13 protein-coding genes and 1 tRNA gene are annotated in these 16850 nt (G+C 44.4%); 13 read left to right on the top strand and 1 reads right to left on the bottom strand.

The annotated features are described in order from the left end of the window. The first annotated feature begins 221 nt into the window (after positions 1-221). Complete coding sequence (serC, locus tag V6984_RS13345) at positions 222-1307, top strand: 3-phosphoserine/phosphohydroxythreonine transaminase (RefSeq protein ID WP_342756114.1); 1086 nt, start codon at positions 222-224, stop codon at positions 1305-1307. Positions 1308-1362: 55 nt separating this feature from the next. After that, positions 1363-2526: a phosphoglycerate dehydrogenase gene (locus V6984_RS13340; RefSeq protein ID WP_342756113.1), complete on the top strand. Its 1164-nt coding sequence runs from the start codon at positions 1363-1365 to the stop codon at positions 2524-2526. Between the two features lie 158 nt (positions 2527-2684). Here the strand turns inward: V6984_RS13340 and V6984_RS13335 are convergent, their stop codons facing one another. After that, positions 2685-2969, bottom strand: coding sequence for a hypothetical protein (locus V6984_RS13335; protein ID WP_342756112.1), 285 nt, complete (start codon positions 2967-2969; stop codon positions 2685-2687). 115 nt (positions 2970-3084) lie between these two features. Here V6984_RS13335 and V6984_RS13330 point away from each other — a divergent pair, with 115 nt between their 5' ends. The 11 genes from V6984_RS13330 (at position 3085) to V6984_RS13280 (ending at position 16837) form a co-directional block, all read left to right on the top strand. Continuing rightward, positions 3085-4320: a DUF1015 domain-containing protein gene (locus tag V6984_RS13330; protein WP_342756111.1), complete on the top strand. Its 1236-nt coding sequence runs from the start codon at positions 3085-3087 to the stop codon at positions 4318-4320. A 38-nt stretch (positions 4321-4358) separates the two neighbouring features. Next, positions 4359-6863, top strand: a complete 2505-nt coding sequence (gene glgB, locus V6984_RS13325) for a 1,4-alpha-glucan branching protein GlgB (RefSeq protein ID WP_342756110.1) — start codon at positions 4359-4361, stop codon at positions 6861-6863. A 15-nt stretch (positions 6864-6878) separates the two neighbouring features. After that, on the top strand, positions 6879-7781 hold the full coding sequence (locus V6984_RS13320) for a mechanosensitive ion channel family protein (protein WP_342756109.1): 903 nt from the start codon (positions 6879-6881) through the stop codon (positions 7779-7781). 105 nt (positions 7782-7886) lie between these two features. Then, positions 7887-7959 (top strand) — tRNA-Thr (locus V6984_RS13315). Positions 7960-8039: 80 nt separating this feature from the next. After that, complete coding sequence (locus V6984_RS13310; RefSeq protein ID WP_342756108.1) at positions 8040-9395, top strand: MATE family efflux transporter; 1356 nt, start codon at positions 8040-8042, stop codon at positions 9393-9395. A gap of 207 nt (positions 9396-9602) precedes the next feature. Continuing rightward, positions 9603-9971, top strand: a complete 369-nt coding sequence (locus V6984_RS13305) for a Fur family transcriptional regulator (protein ID WP_342756107.1) — start codon at positions 9603-9605, stop codon at positions 9969-9971. A gap of 526 nt (positions 9972-10497) precedes the next feature. After that, entirely contained in the window at positions 10498-11535 is a 1038-nt protein-coding gene (locus V6984_RS13300; RefSeq protein WP_342756106.1) for a metal ABC transporter substrate-binding protein, read from the top strand. A gap of 9 nt (positions 11536-11544) precedes the next feature. Continuing rightward, a complete protein-coding gene (locus V6984_RS13295; protein ID WP_342756105.1) occupies positions 11545-12318 on the top strand; it encodes a metal ABC transporter ATP-binding protein in 774 nt (257 codons plus the stop codon). Then, complete coding sequence (locus V6984_RS13290; protein WP_342756104.1) at positions 12311-13156, top strand: metal ABC transporter permease; 846 nt, start codon at positions 12311-12313, stop codon at positions 13154-13156. The genes V6984_RS13295 and V6984_RS13290 overlap by 8 nt, the downstream gene beginning before the upstream one ends. Before the next feature lie 28 nt (positions 13157-13184). After that, positions 13185-13826 (top strand): hypothetical protein, encoded by a 642-nt coding sequence (locus tag V6984_RS13285; RefSeq protein ID WP_342756103.1) that lies wholly within the window; start codon positions 13185-13187, stop codon positions 13824-13826. A 206-nt stretch (positions 13827-14032) separates the two neighbouring features. Next, entirely contained in the window at positions 14033-16837 is a 2805-nt protein-coding gene (locus V6984_RS13280) for a glycoside hydrolase family 3 protein (RefSeq protein WP_342756102.1), read from the top strand. Positions 16838-16850 lie beyond the last annotated feature (13 nt).

Below are 16850 nucleotides of genomic sequence, written 5' to 3'. Positions count from 1 at the left end.
AATCGTCGCTTATATAAACTTGCATAAATATGCAAATATGATCTAACTTGCGGTTGACGAATATAGGCAATAAATGTAAAATGATTTGTGACTGTTCAGCCTTAAGTTATTCAGCGCCAGAATGTGGATTTACACACATTTTGTGTGCATCGCGAAGCGGTGGATGTGAAGGCACTGAGCAGTTATAATGATTTTTATGTATAAAATAGGAGGATGGAGAAGTGTCCAGAGTTTATAATTTTTCAGCAGGTCCGGCAGTGCTACCTGAAGAAGTATTAAAAGAGGCTGCAGATGAAATGTTAGATTACAGAGGAACAGGAATGTCCGTGATGGAGATGAGTCACCGTTCCAAGCCCTATGATACGATTATCAAGGAGGCGGAGGCAGATCTGCGCGAGCTTATGAATATACCGGATAATTATAAGGTATTATTTTTGCAGGGCGGTGCGAGCCAGCAGTTTGCCATGATTCCCATGAACCTGATGAAGAATAGGAAAGCGGCATATATTCTTACGGGACAGTGGGCGAAGAAGGCTTATCAGGAAGGCAAGATATACGGAGAAGCGATAGAAGTAGCTTCTTCCGCAGACAAGATGTTTTCCTATATTCCCGATTGTTCCGATCTGGACATACCCGAGGATGTAGATTATGTATACATATGCGAGAATAACACTATCTACGGAACGAAATTCAAGACTCTTCCCAATACAAAAGGGCATACGCTAGTGGCCGACGTATCCTCTTGCTTTTTGTCCGAGCCTGTGGATGTGACAAAATATGGTGTGATTTACGGCGGAGTACAGAAGAATGTAGGACCTGCGGGAGTTGTCATCGTGATCATCAGAGAAGATTTGATTACGGAGGACTGCTTACCCGGTACGCCTACCATGTTAAAATACAAGATTCATGCGGACGAAGGCTCCCTTTACAATACTCCTCCGGCATATGGCATCTATATTTGCGGAAAAGTGTTTAAGTGGCTGAAAAAGCAGGGCGGCTTGAGTGCGATGAAGGAATATAACGAAAAGAAGGCGAAGGTTCTTTACGATTTCCTCGATGAAAGCAAATTGTTCAAAGGAACCGTGAGAAAGGAAGACCGTTCACTGATGAATGTTCCTTTTGTGACCGGGAACGAGGAGCTTGACGCTAAATTTATAAAAGAATCTAAGGAAGCCGGATTCGAGAACTTAAAGGGACATAGAAGTGTGGGCGGTATGCGCGCCAGCATTTACAATGCTATGCCTATCGAAGGCGTGGAAAAGCTTGTGGAGTTTATGAAAGCCTTCGAAGAAAAAAATGCTCGATAACGCCGGAAGTGTAGCGACGTATCGATAAAACGAGGATGAGAGGAAGGATGTAGAGATGTTTAAATATCATTGCCTGAATCCGATTGCAGATATCGGATTGAACAAATTTACGGGGAATTATGAAAAAACGGAAAATGTAAACGAGGCCGACGGAATCTTGGTCCGCAGTGCTGCCATGCATGATATGGAACTGCCCGATAAGCTGTTGGCGGTGGCGAGAGCAGGTGCGGGAGTGAACAATATTCCATTAGATAAATGTGCGGAAAAGGGTATTGTCGTATTTAATACGCCGGGTGCCAATGCCAACGGTGTAAAAGAGTTGGTAATAGCAGGCATGCTTTTGGCTTCCCGCGATATCGTAGCAGGCATCAACTGGGTGGAAGCCAATAAAGATGACAAGAACATCGCAAAAACGGCGGAAAAAGTAAAAAAGAATTTTGCCGGTACTGAAATTCAGGATAAAAGGCTGGGACTGATCGGTCTGGGCGCTATCGGCATCAAGGTTGCCAACGTGGCAAGGCATTTGGGCATGGAGGTGTACGGCTATGATCCTTATTTATCCGTAGATGCGGCATGGAATTTGAGCCGGGATGTAAAACACGTTCTGAACGTGGATGAGATTTATGAAAACTGCGATTTTATTTCCATACATGTGCCGCTAGTGGAGAGTACGAGAGGAATGCTCAATAAGGATGCGATTTCGAAGATGAAGGACGGAGTTGTCCTGCTCAATTTTGCGAGAGATCTGCTTGCTAATGAAGCAGATGTCATCCAAGGAATAAAGTCCGGCAAGGTGCGCAGGTACGTAACAGATTTCCCGAATACGATTACGGCCGGACAAGAAGGATGTATCGTTGTTCCTCATCTGGGTGCGTCTACGGAGGAATCCGAGGATAACTGCGCGAAGATGGCGGTTAAGGAAATGATGGATTACTTAGAAAATGGTAATGTCATAAACAGCGTGAACTATCCCGACTGTGATATGGGCATATGTACTCAGGCTGGCCGTGTGGCGATTTTCCATAAGAATAAGGCAAATATGATTACGAGATTTACTGCTTGTTTTGGGGATGAGGGCATCAATATTACCGATATGATGAACAAGTCCAAGGGAGAAGTTGCGTATACGATGATCGATTTGGAAAATGCTGCGACCGGGGAGATGGTAGATAAACTGAAGGCAATTGATGGAGTATTCCGTGTGCGTGTAGTTAAATAAACGTTACTATTCATCTTTCGGATACAACTCCGGCAATAATAAAAAGAAAAGGATATTTCTGGCCTGCGGCCCTCTGAACGGGGAGCGGGTCGGAAATATCCTTTTTGTTGCAGCTAGGGCATGTCTGAAAACTCATTGCACCGTTCTGAACGCCCTGGTTATTTGAGAGAGTTTGCAACGTTGGAAAAACCACTCATACCGTCTTCTTCAAGCTCTGATTTAAGATTGGCTTCTGCCTGAACGCCTGCTTGGCTGGCGAGGTCCATATACAGGATAAATACGTCCTCAAGGGCCATGCTTTTTTCCTTTGCAATTTGTTCCATTATCGGCTTTAAAGCCTCTAGCTGAGTGGAGATTTTTATCTTCTGTGGATCGATATCTCCCAAAACCTCTTCGGCATATTTGCTGATTCTTTCCCATATGTCAATGTGTTCAACAGTCATTTTATTTCCTCCATTTACTCTTTACTGACTTTTATTTTATCACTTGATGCTTGTGCTGCATAGGTTAATTTGTTAGAATAATTGTATATAAAACAATACTTGTGAGGATAAAAGAATGGCAGAGATAAAACCCTTTAAAGCGATAAGGCCGAAAAGTGGGCTGGAGGAGCATATAGCGGCTCTTCCCTATGACGTATATAACAGAGAAGAGGCGAAGCGGGAAGTGGAGAGGGAGCCACTTTCTTTTTTGAGAGTGGATCGTGCGGAGACTCAATTTGGCAGTGAGGTGGATACTTATGCTGATTGTGTTTATGAGAAGGCACATGATTTGTTGTGGAAGATGGTAGAGGATGGCGAGCTTGTGGAAGAGGAGAAAGACTGTTACTATGTGTATGAGCTGGTAATGGAAGGACGATCGCAGATAGGAATTGTGGCTTGCGCGTCGGTGGACGACTACCTTTCCCATAAGATAAAGAAGCATGAGAATACGAGAGAGGATAAGGAGATAGACCGCATCCGCCATGTGGATACGTGTAAGGCACAGACGGGCCCTATCTTCCTGGCTTATCGTTCCCATCCCGTTATTCGGGAGGAAATAAAAAGAGCGAGGGAGAGTGCTCCCCTTTACAGCTTTACTGCGGTTGATGGTATCGCGCATAAGGCGTGGAAAATAGAGGATGAGGAAGCAGTAGGCAGAATTAGGGGAGCATTCGAAGATGTAGAAAGCATTTATATCGCTGACGGACATCATCGCTGTGCTTCTGCGGTAAAGGTTTCTCTTAAAAGAAGGGCAGAGAATCCGGATTATTCGGGCGAGGAGGAATTTAATTATTTTCTTTCGGTCTTATTTTCCGATGATCAGCTTATGATTATGGACTATAACCGCGTAGTTATGGATTTAAATGGGCTTAGTGCCGAAGAATATTTGGAAAAAACAGGACAGTATTTTCACATTGAGAAGCGCGGGGAGGCTCCCTATAAGCCTGAAGAAAAGGGGACTTTCGGCATGTATCTGGAAGATGTATGGTATAAGCTTAAGGCAAAGGAACCATATAGTGGTGAAGACCCGGTAGCGGCTTTGGATGTTACTGTCATTCAGAACAGCCTGTTGTGTCCCGTGCTGGGAATAGGCGATGCGAAGACAGATAAAAGAATCGATTTCGTAGGGGGGATCCGTGGGATGGAGGAACTGGAGCGAAGAGTACATACCGATGCGAAGGTGGCATTTTCCATGTGCCCCACTTCTATCGGAGAATTGTTTGCGGTATCCGACGCGGGCATGCTGATGCCTCCCAAGTCCACCTGGTTTGAGCCCAAACTCAGGAGCGGCCTGTTTATTCATAAAATTTGACGGAAGAAAGATTAACGTGAAAGCGAGGCATGGTGTCTATGAACAATAAACTGTATAAGCTAATGAACTGGCCGAAAATAGAAGCTGTAATTTATTCGGAGTCGGATAATCCCCACGAGATTCTGGGAGCACATGCTGTAGGGAATCATACGCTTGTTCAGGCATTTTTTCCCGGGGCAAAGAGTGTTCTTCTTGAAGACAAAAAGGATAAGAAGAGCTATGAAATGGAGATGGCCGATGACGAGGGCTTTTTTGCGGCGCTGATACCGGGAAAGATACCCATGCAGTATGAATATATCGTAGAGGATAAAACTGGAAATTTAAAGAGGGTGAAGGACGCTTATAACTTTGCTCCTCAGATAGAAAAAAGGGATATGGATAAATTCGCGGCGGGTATTCATTATACCATTTATGAAAAGCTGGGAGCACATCCGAAGAGATTAGATGGAATAAATGGTGTTTATTTTGCCGTATGGGCACCGGGAGCGGTGCGAGTGAGTGCGGTGGGAGATTTCAATGATTGGGACGGAAGAGTCCATCAGATGCGAAGGCTTGGAGATTCCGGTATTTTTGAAATATTTGTTCCCGACGCGAAAGAAGGGCAGAATTACAAATATGAATTAAAAATAAAGGGTGGCCTGACTTATTTAAAGGCGGACCCTTACGCCTTCGGGCAGCAGCTTCGTCCCGATACGGCGTCCGTGATCCGGGAGGGCATGGGCTCTGAAAAGGGAACGTTCCAATGGGAGGACGACCGGTGGCTTGAGGAGAGGAAGGAAAGGCAAGGGCAGGATAAGCCCATCAGCATTTATGAGCTGTATCTTGGTTCCTTTAGGGTAGGAGAGGAAGGGGGCTATCTGAATTATAAGGAGCTGGCGCCTCTTATCATCGATTACGTGAAGCAGATGGGGTATACTCATATCGAGCTCATGCCGGTAATGGAACATCCCCTCGACGGTTCGTGGGGGTATCAGGTGATCGGATATTATTCACCCACCGCCAGATACGGGAACAATGAGGACTTTATGTATTTTATGAACGAAATGCACAAGGCTGGCATCGGCGTGATTCTAGATTGGGTTCCGGCACATTTCCCGAGAGATATTCACGGGCTTTCCAATTTTGACGGTACCTGTCTCTATGAGCATCAGGACCCAAGAAGAGGAGCCCATCCCCATTGGGGAACGCTCATCTATAATTATGGCAGGCCGCAGGTGTCCAATTATCTGATCGCTAATGCCCTGTTTTGGATAGAACGATATCATGCGGACGGCATCCGGATGGATGCGGTGGCTTCCATGCTATATCTGGATTACGGAAAGAATGACGGGGAGTGGATTCCCAATATTTACGGAGGACACGAGAATCTGGAAGCAATAGAATTTTTAAAGCATTTGAATTCCATCGTGAAAAAAAGAGATGACGGAGTGCTGATGATAGCGGAGGAATCCACCGCGTGGCCTAAAGTAACGGGTGAGGTGGAGGATAATGGACTTGGCTTCGACATAAAATGGAATATGGGATGGATGAACGACTATCTGGGTTATATCGCTTACGATCCATATTTTAGGGTTCACCACCACAATGAACTCACCTTCAGTATGATTTATGCTTACAGCGAAAAGTTTATGCTTGTGTTCTCCCATGATGAAGTTGTGCATGGAAAGGCCACAATAATAGGAAAAATGCCCGGAGAGCTTAAGGATAAGTTTGCCAACCTGAGGCTGACCTATGCCTATATGATGGCTCATCCCGGTAAAAAGCTTTTGTTCATGGGGCAGGATATTGCTGAATTCGATGAATGGAACGAGAAGCGAGAGGTAGAATGGGGGCTGCTGCAGTATGATAATCATAAAGGTATTCAAAATTTAGTAAAGGCCTTAAATGAGCTGTATAGAAATTATCCTGCATTCTACAAGTATGATACTTCATGGGATGGTTTCGAATGGATTAACTGCATTTCCTCGAGTGACTGCATGCTCGTCTTCATGCGTAAGACGGATATGCCTGAGGACACCTTGGTAGTGGTGGCTAATTTCGCCAATGTGCATAAGGAATTTACTATCGGTGTTTCCCTTGAAGGGAAATATAAAGAGATATTGAATACAGACGATTTGATCTTCGGCGGAGAGGGTATGGTCAATGAGGGATTAATCTGTTCGGAGCAGGAGGAATTCGACGGCAAACCCTATTCCATCCAAGTAATAAGTGCGCAGCTGTCATTAAGTGTGTTCAGCTATATTTCTTATACGCCGGAAGAGAAGAAGGACGCGACGAGGAGAAAAGAAGAGAAAATCCGTAAGGAAAAAGCGGCGGCCCTTAAAAGGGAGCGTCAGGAGAGGATAGCCGCTCTGGAAAAAGAACGTCAGGAAAAGCAGGCGGAGGCCGAAAGGGCCTTAGAGGAGGCCGAGGAAGCCAAGGCGCGTGCTAAGAGGATGTTGAAAGCGGCGGAAGAAGTGCGTCTGGAAGCGGAAAGAGTTCTTAGTGAGGGCAAAGGGCAGGCCGCTTCCGAGGAGACGACATCAGGAAAGAGAAATAGGTAGGAAATGCATATGTATATGGATTATTTGAAGATCTTGACATCTTTTACGACAGAGGAGACCATCAACATAGGTCTGATTGAGAAATACCTTCAGGAACTGCCGGAAAAGGCATTACACTTGGGCACCAGAGTGCTTCTCTCCATTGTATTTCTGCTTGTGGGAATACAGCTTATTAAGCTGATCCGCAAGCTCATAAAGAAGTCGCTGCGGAGGGGGAGTGTGGATATCGGCGTAGTCCAGTTTATCGATTCCTTCTTAAAGGTGTCCCTGTACGCTGTGCTGGTCATAACCATAGCATCGGGCTTCGGGCTTGATGCAGCGAGTATACTGGCACTGTTAGGTTCGGCCGGCGTGGCTATCGGTCTCGCCATTCAGGGAAGCCTGTCCAATTTTGTGGGAGGCGTGCTTATTTTATTGCTGAAGCCTTTTAAGGTGGGAGACTATATCAAAGAAGACTCCAAGGGAAATGAGGGCGTCGTAAAGGAAATAGAATTGTTCTATACGAAACTCACCACTGTGGATAACAAAGTGATCGTACTTCCGAACGGGACGCTTGCTAATTCCAGTCTGACGAATGTAACTGCATGCGATAACCGCAGAATGGATATTATTGTAAAAATATCCTATGATGCGGACATTAGAAAGGCGAAAGAGGTATTGCAGAAGGTTTTGGATGAAGATGAGGCGGTCTTAAAAGCGGAAGAGCATTTTGTCTATATTGATGAGCTGGGAGACTCCAGCGTAAATGTAGGAATAAGATGCTGGTTTTCAATGGACGATTTCTGGCCTGGAAAGTGGCGGATAACGGAAATGGTCAAATATGCACTGGATGAAGCAGGCATCAGTATACCTTCTTCTCAGATGGACGTGTATTTGAAGGAGGAAATCACCTCCAAGAGTGAGCTGAAAAAACAATAGAAAAAAGTCGTAAAAACAAAAAGAATCAAAAATGGATAATTTTATCTTGCCAAAAATGTAAATAGCCTTTATAATAGCATTTGTCGGTATCGCAGGTACCGGATTGCTTCCGTGGCTCAGCTGGTAGAGCGACGCATTCGTAATGCGTAGGTCAGGGGTTCGAATCCCCTCGGGAGCTTGGATTAAGAAATCCAGGAACAGGCATATTTCTCAGATGAGAGGTATGCTTTTTTCTATGGAGTTGGCAGGTGATAAACAATGAAGTTTAAATTTTCAAGTCAAAATTTGGAGCAGCGAAGAGATCTGATATTGAGGGGAAATGTAGTTTCTACGATTTTAATGTTATCTCTTCCCTCGCTTATGATGGGCTTAGTACAGTCGCTGATACCGGTTATTGACGGGCTGTTTTTAAATAATCTGGTAGGTACCACGGCCGCCAGCGCCGTAACCTATTGTACTCCGGTGGTAAATATGACTACGGCTCTTTCGCAGGGACTCAGCGTTGCAGGGATGGCGATTATCGGTCAGTCCAACGGCAGAGGCGATTTTAAAGAGAGCAGGAACACTACGATACAGTTGATTATTTTCGCTTTTATACTGGGAGTTGTGCTGGCGCCGCTGCTGGTAGTAGTTGCTTTTGGGTTGTCCGGTCATGTAAATCAGGAAATTGCACATGATGTATTCGTATACATATCCTTAAATGCGCTCGTTATCCCCTTTTCTTTTTTGGAAGCAATCTATAACGCCATTAAAAATGCCAATGGCAGGCCGGAAGATTCCTTTATACGTATGATTATTATGCTGATTCTCAAGATCGTGTTCAACACTTTCTTTATCTACGTATTGCATTGGGGGCTTGTGGGCTCAGTGATCGCATCTTTGGTTTCTAATGTTTTGATCACCTTCTGGATGTTTTATGAACTGTTTCTTAAGAAAAACGGCGACAGATTGGAAATGAGGGGATTTCATTTCAACCACAGAATCATCAAGAAGCTGCTTTATATTGGCTTTCCTTCCATGCTTTCGAGCCTGATGCTTAACTTTGGATTCTTTCTGATTAACAACGAGGTAGAGAAATACGGTTCCATTGTGCTGAACGGGCAGGGGATTGCGAATAACATTACCGCAGTCTGCTTTATTCTTCCGTCTTCCTTCGCCTCGGCAGTCACAACTATGGTAAGCATGAATGTAGGAGCAAAGCAGGTAAGGAGAGCGAAGTATTCCTGTCTGATCGGCTGTATTGTCAGCGCCATAACTGCGGCTGCGCTTATTGCCGTAGTCGTACCGTTGTCTTCGTATTTGACGATATTGTTTACCAGAGAAGCACAGGTGGTTGAGGTGGCGAACAAAGCGCTTCACATCTATACATATTCTGTCATAGGCTTTGGGGTCTGTATGGTGGAGCAGGGAGCCTTCATCGGTCTGGGCAAGACGAAGATTACTCTTGTAATGAGTATTTTGAGAATATGGCTGCTGCGCTATATTTTCATACTCGCCACAGAATCGTATTTAAGCTATTATTCCGTATTCTGGGGAAATCTTTTTTCTAATTATATGGCCGCTCTCATTACTACCATACTGATATTTAGAGTGAGCTGGGAGTCAGATATTTAGAGGCTCGCAGCTTTGCCTCTTCAACAAATACGCGCACAAATTGATATACTAAGCTTATGGCCTTACGGCAGCAGAATATGCAAACCATTTACGCGAGCGCTTGACAAAATAAGATAATAAACATATAATTTTAAAATGCGAAAGATTTGCATTTTGAGGTAAAGAGCCATGCAAAAAAATTATAATACGAAATGTAAAACCGCAATTATGGAGTATCTACAGGATAATAAGGAACATGGCTTTTGTGCTGCTGATATATATTCTTATATGAAGAAGAATGATATATTGGTAAATCTGGCTACTATATACAGAAACCTGGATAAGCTGACCGATAGGGGAATGGTGCTGAAATATAAAACGGCTGAGAATGAGAGCAGCTTGTATCAATATGCAGAACCGCGTGCAAACTGTCTTTCACATATTCATATGCAGTGCAGAGGCTGCGGTAAGATTCTCCACTTGGAATGTGATTTTATGAGTGAGATTACGGAGCATTTACTGGAACATCATGGATTTAAATTGGAATGTGCGGGTTCAGTATTAATAGGATCATGTAACGAATGTACCATCGATTGATTTAGGAATGGAGGCAGAATGATGAAGACAAGAAATAGAGTATTTTCTATAATTTGTACTCTGGCTTTATTGATTTGCCTGATTTTTTCTTATGAATATATTGTTTCCAACACACAGCACAATTGTTCCGGTAAGGACTGTACTGTATGTATACAGTTAGAGGCGGCTGTGCACTTTATTTCAAACATAAAGATTCTTCCGATCCTATCGTTTATTGCGATAGTTCTTTGCGTATTCACGCGAATTTACGCAGTTGCAGAAAGGTCCGTCTGCGTAAAAAACACCCTTGTTTTACTGAAGGTAGAATTACTGAATTGACTCCATAAGGAAGAGAAACCTCACCAAGATAGCTTGGTGTTATTTGTGTATCGATTTTTTAGCGTGTGCCAAAGCACACAGATAGGAGTTAGTGTGAAAAATGGATTTTTCACACCATAATTTATTATGCTTGCAAATATTGTACCTAATATGTGCGAGCACATATGGACCAAAGTTTGCAGGCTTTGAGAAAGGCATGGTAATTATTATGAAAAACAATAAAATATTGATGGTTAGTTTGGCTATTATACTAAGCATGGGGCTTATTTCAGGCTGTGGTAACAAAGCGGTCGAGAGCCAGGCAACAGCAAAAAGTAAGCTTAGCGTGGTATGTACTACCTTTCCTTCCTATGACTGGGCAAAGGAGATTATGGGAGAAAAGACGGAAGATTTTGATCTGACACTTTTGCTGGATAACGGGGTGGACTTGCACAGCTATCAGCCTACGGCAGAGGATATCGCTAAGATAGCTGAGTGTGATTTATTCATTTATGTAGGAGGCGAATCGGATGAGTGGGTAGAGGATGCCTTAAAAGAGGCAACGAATAAGGATATGCGGGTAATCGACCTGATGGACGCACTTGGAAGTGAGGTAAAAGAAGAGGAACTTGTTGAAGGAATGGAAGAGGAAGAGCATGAGCACGAAGGCGAGGACGAACATGACGATGAAGGCGAGGATGCACATGACCATGAAGAGGCCGAAGAGGTTGAATATGATGAACATGTATGGCTTTCGCTTAAAAATACACAAGCCCTGGTTGAAGTAATTGAGGGTACACTCTCCGAAATTGACAGCGGTAATGCAGAAATTTATAAGAACAATAGTAACAATTATATAACAGAACTGAAAGCTTTGGATGATGAATACGAAGCAGCTGTCCTCTCGGCAAAAACGAATACGGTGCTGTTCGGCGACCGTTTTCCTTTCCGATATCTGGTAGATGATTATGGGCTGGATTATTATGCAGCATTTGTCGGATGCAGTGCGGAGACAGAAGCCAGCTTTGAAACGATCGCTTTTCTGGCGGGTAAGGTAGACGAATTGAAATTGCCTGCAATCCTCGTGATTGAAAATTCCGATGAAAAAATCTCAGAAGCGATTAAGAGCAACACGGCAGGTAAGGACCAGAAGATATTGGTGATGAATTCCCTGCAGTCAGTTACAAATTCAGATATAGAAGCTGGTTTTTCGTATGTTTCTGCGATGAAGGATAACTTGGAAATATTGAAGCAAGCTTTGAATTAGGAGGATACTATGGCTTATATCGCCTGTGAGGATTTGATGCTCGGCTATGACGGGAATGTAATAGCTAAGAATATTCGATTTGAAGTAAATAAAGAAGATTATTTATGTATTGTGGGAGAAAACGGAGCCGGAAAAAGTACGCTGATAAAAACTCTTCTGCATTTAATGGAGCCGTTAGGCGGAAAATTCATCATAGGAGACGGATTAAAGCCCTATGAAATCGGCTATCTCCCGCAGCAGACAGCGGTGCAGAAAGATTTTCCGGCATCTGTATGGGAAATTGTTTTGTCGGGTACTCTGCCCAAATGCGGGATAAGGCCGTTTTATGGAAAAGCGCAGAAACAGCTTGCGGAAGAACACATGAAAAGTATGGCTGTATGGGAACTTCGAAAGCAATGCTATCGTAATTTGTCCGGCGGACAGCAGCAGCGTGTATTGCTGGCGCGTGCGCTATGTGCTACGACGAAGGTGCTGCTGTTGGATGAGCCGGTTACCGGACTGGATCCGAAGATGGCGGCGGAATTTTACCGCATCATACAGCAATTGAATTCAGACGGCATTGCCGTTATTATGGTATCTCATGATATTCAGGCGGCAATCCGTTATGCCAGCCATATCCTGCATGTAGAAAGGGAGGGGTCGTTCTTTGGAAGTAAAGAGGAATATTTAAAGAGTGATGAATGGAAGGGATTCCAGTATGCGGGAGGGGAGGTTGAAAGAAAAGCGCTTTCAGCTATTGATTCCACGTCCGCTAAAGCGGACAGGGGGTATGAGGATGAATGATATTATTTTGAAGCTGCAGTATTATATGGATTATCCGTTTGTGCGTTATGCGCTGATCGTAGGGACACTGATCGCTTTATGCTCCTCGCTGCTCGGGGTAACTCTTGTCCTGAAAAGATTTTCCTTTATAGGAGACGGATTATCCCATGTGGCGTTCGGAGCAATGGCAGTCGCGACGATTTTCAAGTTGTCAAACGATACGATATTTGTTATGCCGGTTACAATTGCTACCGCCGTTTTACTTTTAAGAACAGGACAGAATACGAAAATCAAAGGAGATGCGGCGATAGCGATGTTATCTGTCGGCTCGCTTGCTATCGGATATTTAATCATGAATCTTTTTTCCACATCCGCAAATATATCGGGGGATGTATGCAGCACCTTGTTCGGGTCGACGTCTATATTGACATTGACCAAAGGGGAAGTCTGGATATGTGTGATAATGTCTATACTGGTGGTGGCTTTATTCTGTTTCTTCTATAATAAAATATTTACGGTTACCTTCGATGAAAGCTTTGCAAAAGCGACAGGGACAAATGCCGATGGCTATAATCTTCTCATTGCGGTGGTGACTGCGATTATCATTGTTCTGGCGATGAATCTGGTAGGCTCTCTGCTCATATCGGCGCTGGTTATATTTCCGGCGTTGTCGGCGATGCGGATGATTCGGAATTTTAAAGGTGTGGTTATCTGTTCCGCGGTCATCTCTGTTGGCTGTGCCGTAGTTGGGATGCTTATATCGATACTGTTTTCGACTCCGGTTGGATCTACGATAGTAGTTGCGGATATTGCAGTGTTCTTCGGGAGCTGTGTCATAGGAAAAATATTGAGGAGATAGTAGAGTTGAAGGGAGCATGGTTATAAAAATGAGATTCAGAAAATATTTGATTTTAGTAATGGGCACACTGATTTGCTTGAGTGGATGCTCGGGGAATACAGATAAATTATCAGGCGGAAAAAATAATGTCGATAAAGTGCTTGAGGAGCAGGTAAGTGCTGTGGATGATGTTCCGGAGGCGGAACAGAGCAGGCAAACGGAAGAAACAGCGGATGCGGCAAAAGATGTAACAAAGGACACGGAACAGCAGGAGAGCAGTCAGGAAAAAGATACGGAAGAACTGACGCAGGAACCAGCAAATGATCAAGAGAACATTGACTATGATCTGACCGCCATGGGAAGCGATATGGTATATGCCACCGTATACCAGCTGATGATAAATCCTGAAGAATATGTAGGCAAAACAATAAAGATGGAGGGGACATATTATGCTACATACTATGAGCCTACCGCTAAGTACTACCATTATGTAATCATACAGGATGCGACTGCGTGCTGTGCGCAGGGATTAGAATTTATCTGGGAGGATGGAAGTCATGCTTACCCTGAGGAATACCCGGAGGATGAGGCTGACGTGACGGTAACCGGAATTTTTGAGACCTATACGGAGGAGGGAGACGAGAACCTTTACTGCCGGCTGAAGGATGCATCTTTAGAAATTGGTAAATAATGACCTATAAATATAGTTATTACCTTGAATAATAATGTTATAAAAGTCAATATCGGCCTAAAAATAAGTCATAATAGAAGATAGTACATCGAATGAGGCTATGGTACTATGAGATAGAAAAATGAAGTCGATGTATTTTAGCGAAGCGGAGATGGTATAACGCTTTGCCCAAGACTATTTGATAGCATAAAGAAAGAGGTAATAAAATGAACGGCAAGATATTTGACTTGAATGAATATGCAGCGAAGGCCAGAGAAGCAGCGGCCGAAGGAATCGTAATGCTTAAAAATGACGACCATCTGCTCCCGCTTTCAAAGGGGATGAAAGTTGCAATCTTCGGAAGGTCACAGTTTCACTATTACAAAAGCGGAACGGGCTCAGGAGGAATGGTAAATACGAGATATGTCACCGGAATATTGGAGGCGCTGGAGGCAGAAAAATGCTTTGTGGTAAATCCGAGGGTAAAAGAGGTTTATGAGAGCTGGATTGAGGAGCATCCCTTTGAGGTGGGCGATGGTTGGGCGAAGGAACCATGGTTTCAGGAAGAGATGCCTTTTAAGCCCGGTTTCGTGGAAGCAGCCAGTGAGGATTCGGACGCAGCTATCGTCGTAATCGGGCGCACGGCGGGAGAAGATCAGGATAACAAGGCAGAGGAAGGAAGCTATCTTCTTACAAAGACGGAATTAAATATGATAAGCGACGTGTGCAGAGTATTCAAACACACTATTGTCTTATTGAACGTAGGAAATATCATCGATATGAAATGGGTAGAGGAAAGCAATCCTTCATCGGTGCTGTATGTATGGCAGGGAGGACAAGAGGGGGGAAGCGGAATCGCAGACGTTCTTAGCGGTAAGGTAACGCCTTCCGGCAGGCTTACGGACACGATTGCAAGAAATATCGAGGATTATCCGTCTACCGTCAATTATGGAGATGATAAGCTCAATTTTTATGCGGAGGACATTTATGTAGGATACCGGTACTTCGAAACCTTCGCGAAAGAAAAGGTGCTTTATCCCTTCGGGTTCGGTATGTCCTATACCTCCTTTGAAAGAAAGCTTAAGAAACTGGAGGAGACGAAGGATCGGGTCGATGTTCTGGTGGAGGTTACGAATACCGGAAAATATACGGGAAAAGAAGTTGTTCAAGTGTATTGTGAGGCGCCCCAGGGCAGACTTGGAAAGCCGTCCAGGGTATTGTGCGGATTTACCAAAACTCAGAGTCTAAGCCCGGAGGAAAGCGTTGTAGTCAAAATTTCCTGTCCTAAATATTTGTTTTCCTCCTATGATGACAGTGGAGCCACGGGACATAGATACAGCTATGTATTGGAGGCAGGAAGTTATAGTATTTATATAGGCGGAGATGTAAGGCAGGCGGAATACGCAGGAAGTATCGATGTAGCGGAGCTCATCGTGATAGAAGCCCTGAAGGAGGCGATGGCGCCTTCTGTATCATACCGGAGAATGAAGCCCGCAGCAGAAGAAAACGGACAGCTTTCTGTGACGTATGAAAAGGCGCCTACAGGTACTATGGATCCTATGAAAAGAAGAGGCGGAAACCTCCCGGGGGAAATCGCTTATACAGGTGATAAAGGATTAAAATTGGAAGATGTTTCCGAAGGAAGGGCTTCGATGGAGGATTTTATCGCACAGCTTTCGGATGAAGATTTGTGCTGTATTGTGAGGGGAGAGGGAATGTGTTCCCCTAAGGTAACATCGGGTACAGCGGGAGCTTTTGGCGGTGTCACAGAACGCCTGGCAGCTTTCGGCATCCCGTTGGGATGTTGTGCGGACGGCCCCAGCGGAATACGCCTGGATAGCGGAATATATGCTTTCGCTATGCCAAACGGTACTTGTCTCGCATGCTCCTTTAACGAAGAACTGCTGAAGGAACTATATGAGTTTGAGGGCTTGGAGCTTCGCAAGAATAATATCGACACTTTACTCGGCCCGGGAATGAACATCCATAGGAACCCTTTGAACGGGCGAAACTTCGAATATTTTTCGGAGGACCCTCTGGTAACAGGGAAAATGGCAGCTGCTCAGCTAAAGGGCATGGACAAATACGGAGTAACGGGAACGATAAAGCATTTTGCATGCAATAATCAGGAGCATAGCCGGAATGAAGCAGAAGCGATAGTTTCGGAAAGAGCTTTAAGAGAGATATATCTAAAGGGCTTCGAAATTGCGGTAAAGGAAGGCGGTGCCTACAGTATCATGAGTACCTATGGCCCGGTAAACGGCTTCTGGACGGCCACCAATTACGACCTTTTGACGACTATTCTGCGCGGAGAATGGAGATTTCAGGGAATCGTCATGACTGACTGGTGGGCGAAAGGAAATGAACCCGGCGGGCCGGCAGACGCGAAAAATACTTCGGCAATGGTACGCTGCCAGAACGATTTGTTCATGGTAACGACGAATTCAGAGAAAAATGCACTGCAGGATAATTCTATGGAAGGTATCTTAAATGGAAAAACGACGAGAGCGGAGTTCCAGAGAAGTGCTATAAATATATGCGGTGCGCTCATGCATATGCCTGCTTTTTTGCGAAGCAGGGGAATAGAGACGGAATTGGATAAGCAGCTGAAGGAATGCATAGAGGAGGATGAAAAGGAACAGCTCGACATGAGGATTCTTACGGTGGAGAAGGAAGCTGAAATTCCGTCGGAGTGGATTGATACCCAAAAGGGAAAGAGCACATTGCTGCAGGTGGTTCTGGCGGAAGGGGACGCGTCCAGACTTTCTTTCTCTTGCAGAGTTCCATCGGCAGGAGAACTCTCCCAGATACCTCTTTCTATTTTTCGGGATAAACAGTTATTAAAGACGATTACACTGACCGGTAAGGATAGTGAATGGAGAACGGAAGTGCTCGATTTGGAACCTGCTTTTTGCAGCACATACTTTTTGAAATTCTATTTCGGACAGAGTGGGATGGAAATTAAGGAGTGCAAGATCGAGGAAGTTTATGAAGGCAGCCAACGATTGACAAGAGTACACACGGTGGTATAAGCCTTTGTCAATC

The organism is Kineothrix sp. IPX-CK, from assembly GCF_039134705.1.
Lineage (GTDB): Bacteria > Bacillota > Clostridia > Lachnospirales > Lachnospiraceae > Kineothrix > Kineothrix sedimenti.
The sequence above is the reverse complement of the archived record's forward strand: the minus strand, read 5'-3'. Positions and strand labels throughout refer to the sequence as shown.

Excerpts from the sequence above, each read along its gene's own strand:
- V6984_RS13285 (WP_342756103.1), top strand. The coding sequence starts at position 13,185 with ATGAGATTCAGAAAATATTTGATTTTAGTAATGGGCACACTGATTTGC.
- V6984_RS13300 (WP_342756106.1), top strand. The coding sequence starts at position 10,498 with ATGAAAAACAATAAAATATTGATGGTTAGTTTGGCTATTATACTAAGC.
- glgB (WP_342756110.1), top strand. The coding sequence starts at position 4,359 with ATGAACAATAAACTGTATAAGCTAATGAACTGGCCGAAAATAGAAGCT.
- V6984_RS13340 (WP_342756113.1), top strand. The coding sequence starts at position 1,363 with ATGTTTAAATATCATTGCCTGAATCCGATTGCAGATATCGGATTGAAC.
- V6984_RS13295 (WP_342756105.1), top strand. The coding sequence starts at position 11,545 with ATGGCTTATATCGCCTGTGAGGATTTGATGCTCGGCTATGACGGGAAT.
- V6984_RS13335 (WP_342756112.1), bottom strand. The coding sequence starts at position 2,969 with ATGACTGTTGAACACATTGACATATGGGAAAGAATCAGCAAATATGCC.
- V6984_RS13290 (WP_342756104.1), top strand. The coding sequence starts at position 12,311 with ATGAATGATATTATTTTGAAGCTGCAGTATTATATGGATTATCCGTTT.
- V6984_RS13320 (WP_342756109.1), top strand. The coding sequence starts at position 6,879 with ATGGATTATTTGAAGATCTTGACATCTTTTACGACAGAGGAGACCATC.
- V6984_RS13330 (WP_342756111.1), top strand. The coding sequence starts at position 3,085 with ATGGCAGAGATAAAACCCTTTAAAGCGATAAGGCCGAAAAGTGGGCTG.
- V6984_RS13280 (WP_342756102.1), top strand. The coding sequence starts at position 14,033 with ATGAACGGCAAGATATTTGACTTGAATGAATATGCAGCGAAGGCCAGA.
- V6984_RS13310 (WP_342756108.1), top strand. The coding sequence starts at position 8,040 with ATGAAGTTTAAATTTTCAAGTCAAAATTTGGAGCAGCGAAGAGATCTG.
- V6984_RS13305 (WP_342756107.1), top strand. The coding sequence starts at position 9,603 with ATGGAGTATCTACAGGATAATAAGGAACATGGCTTTTGTGCTGCTGAT.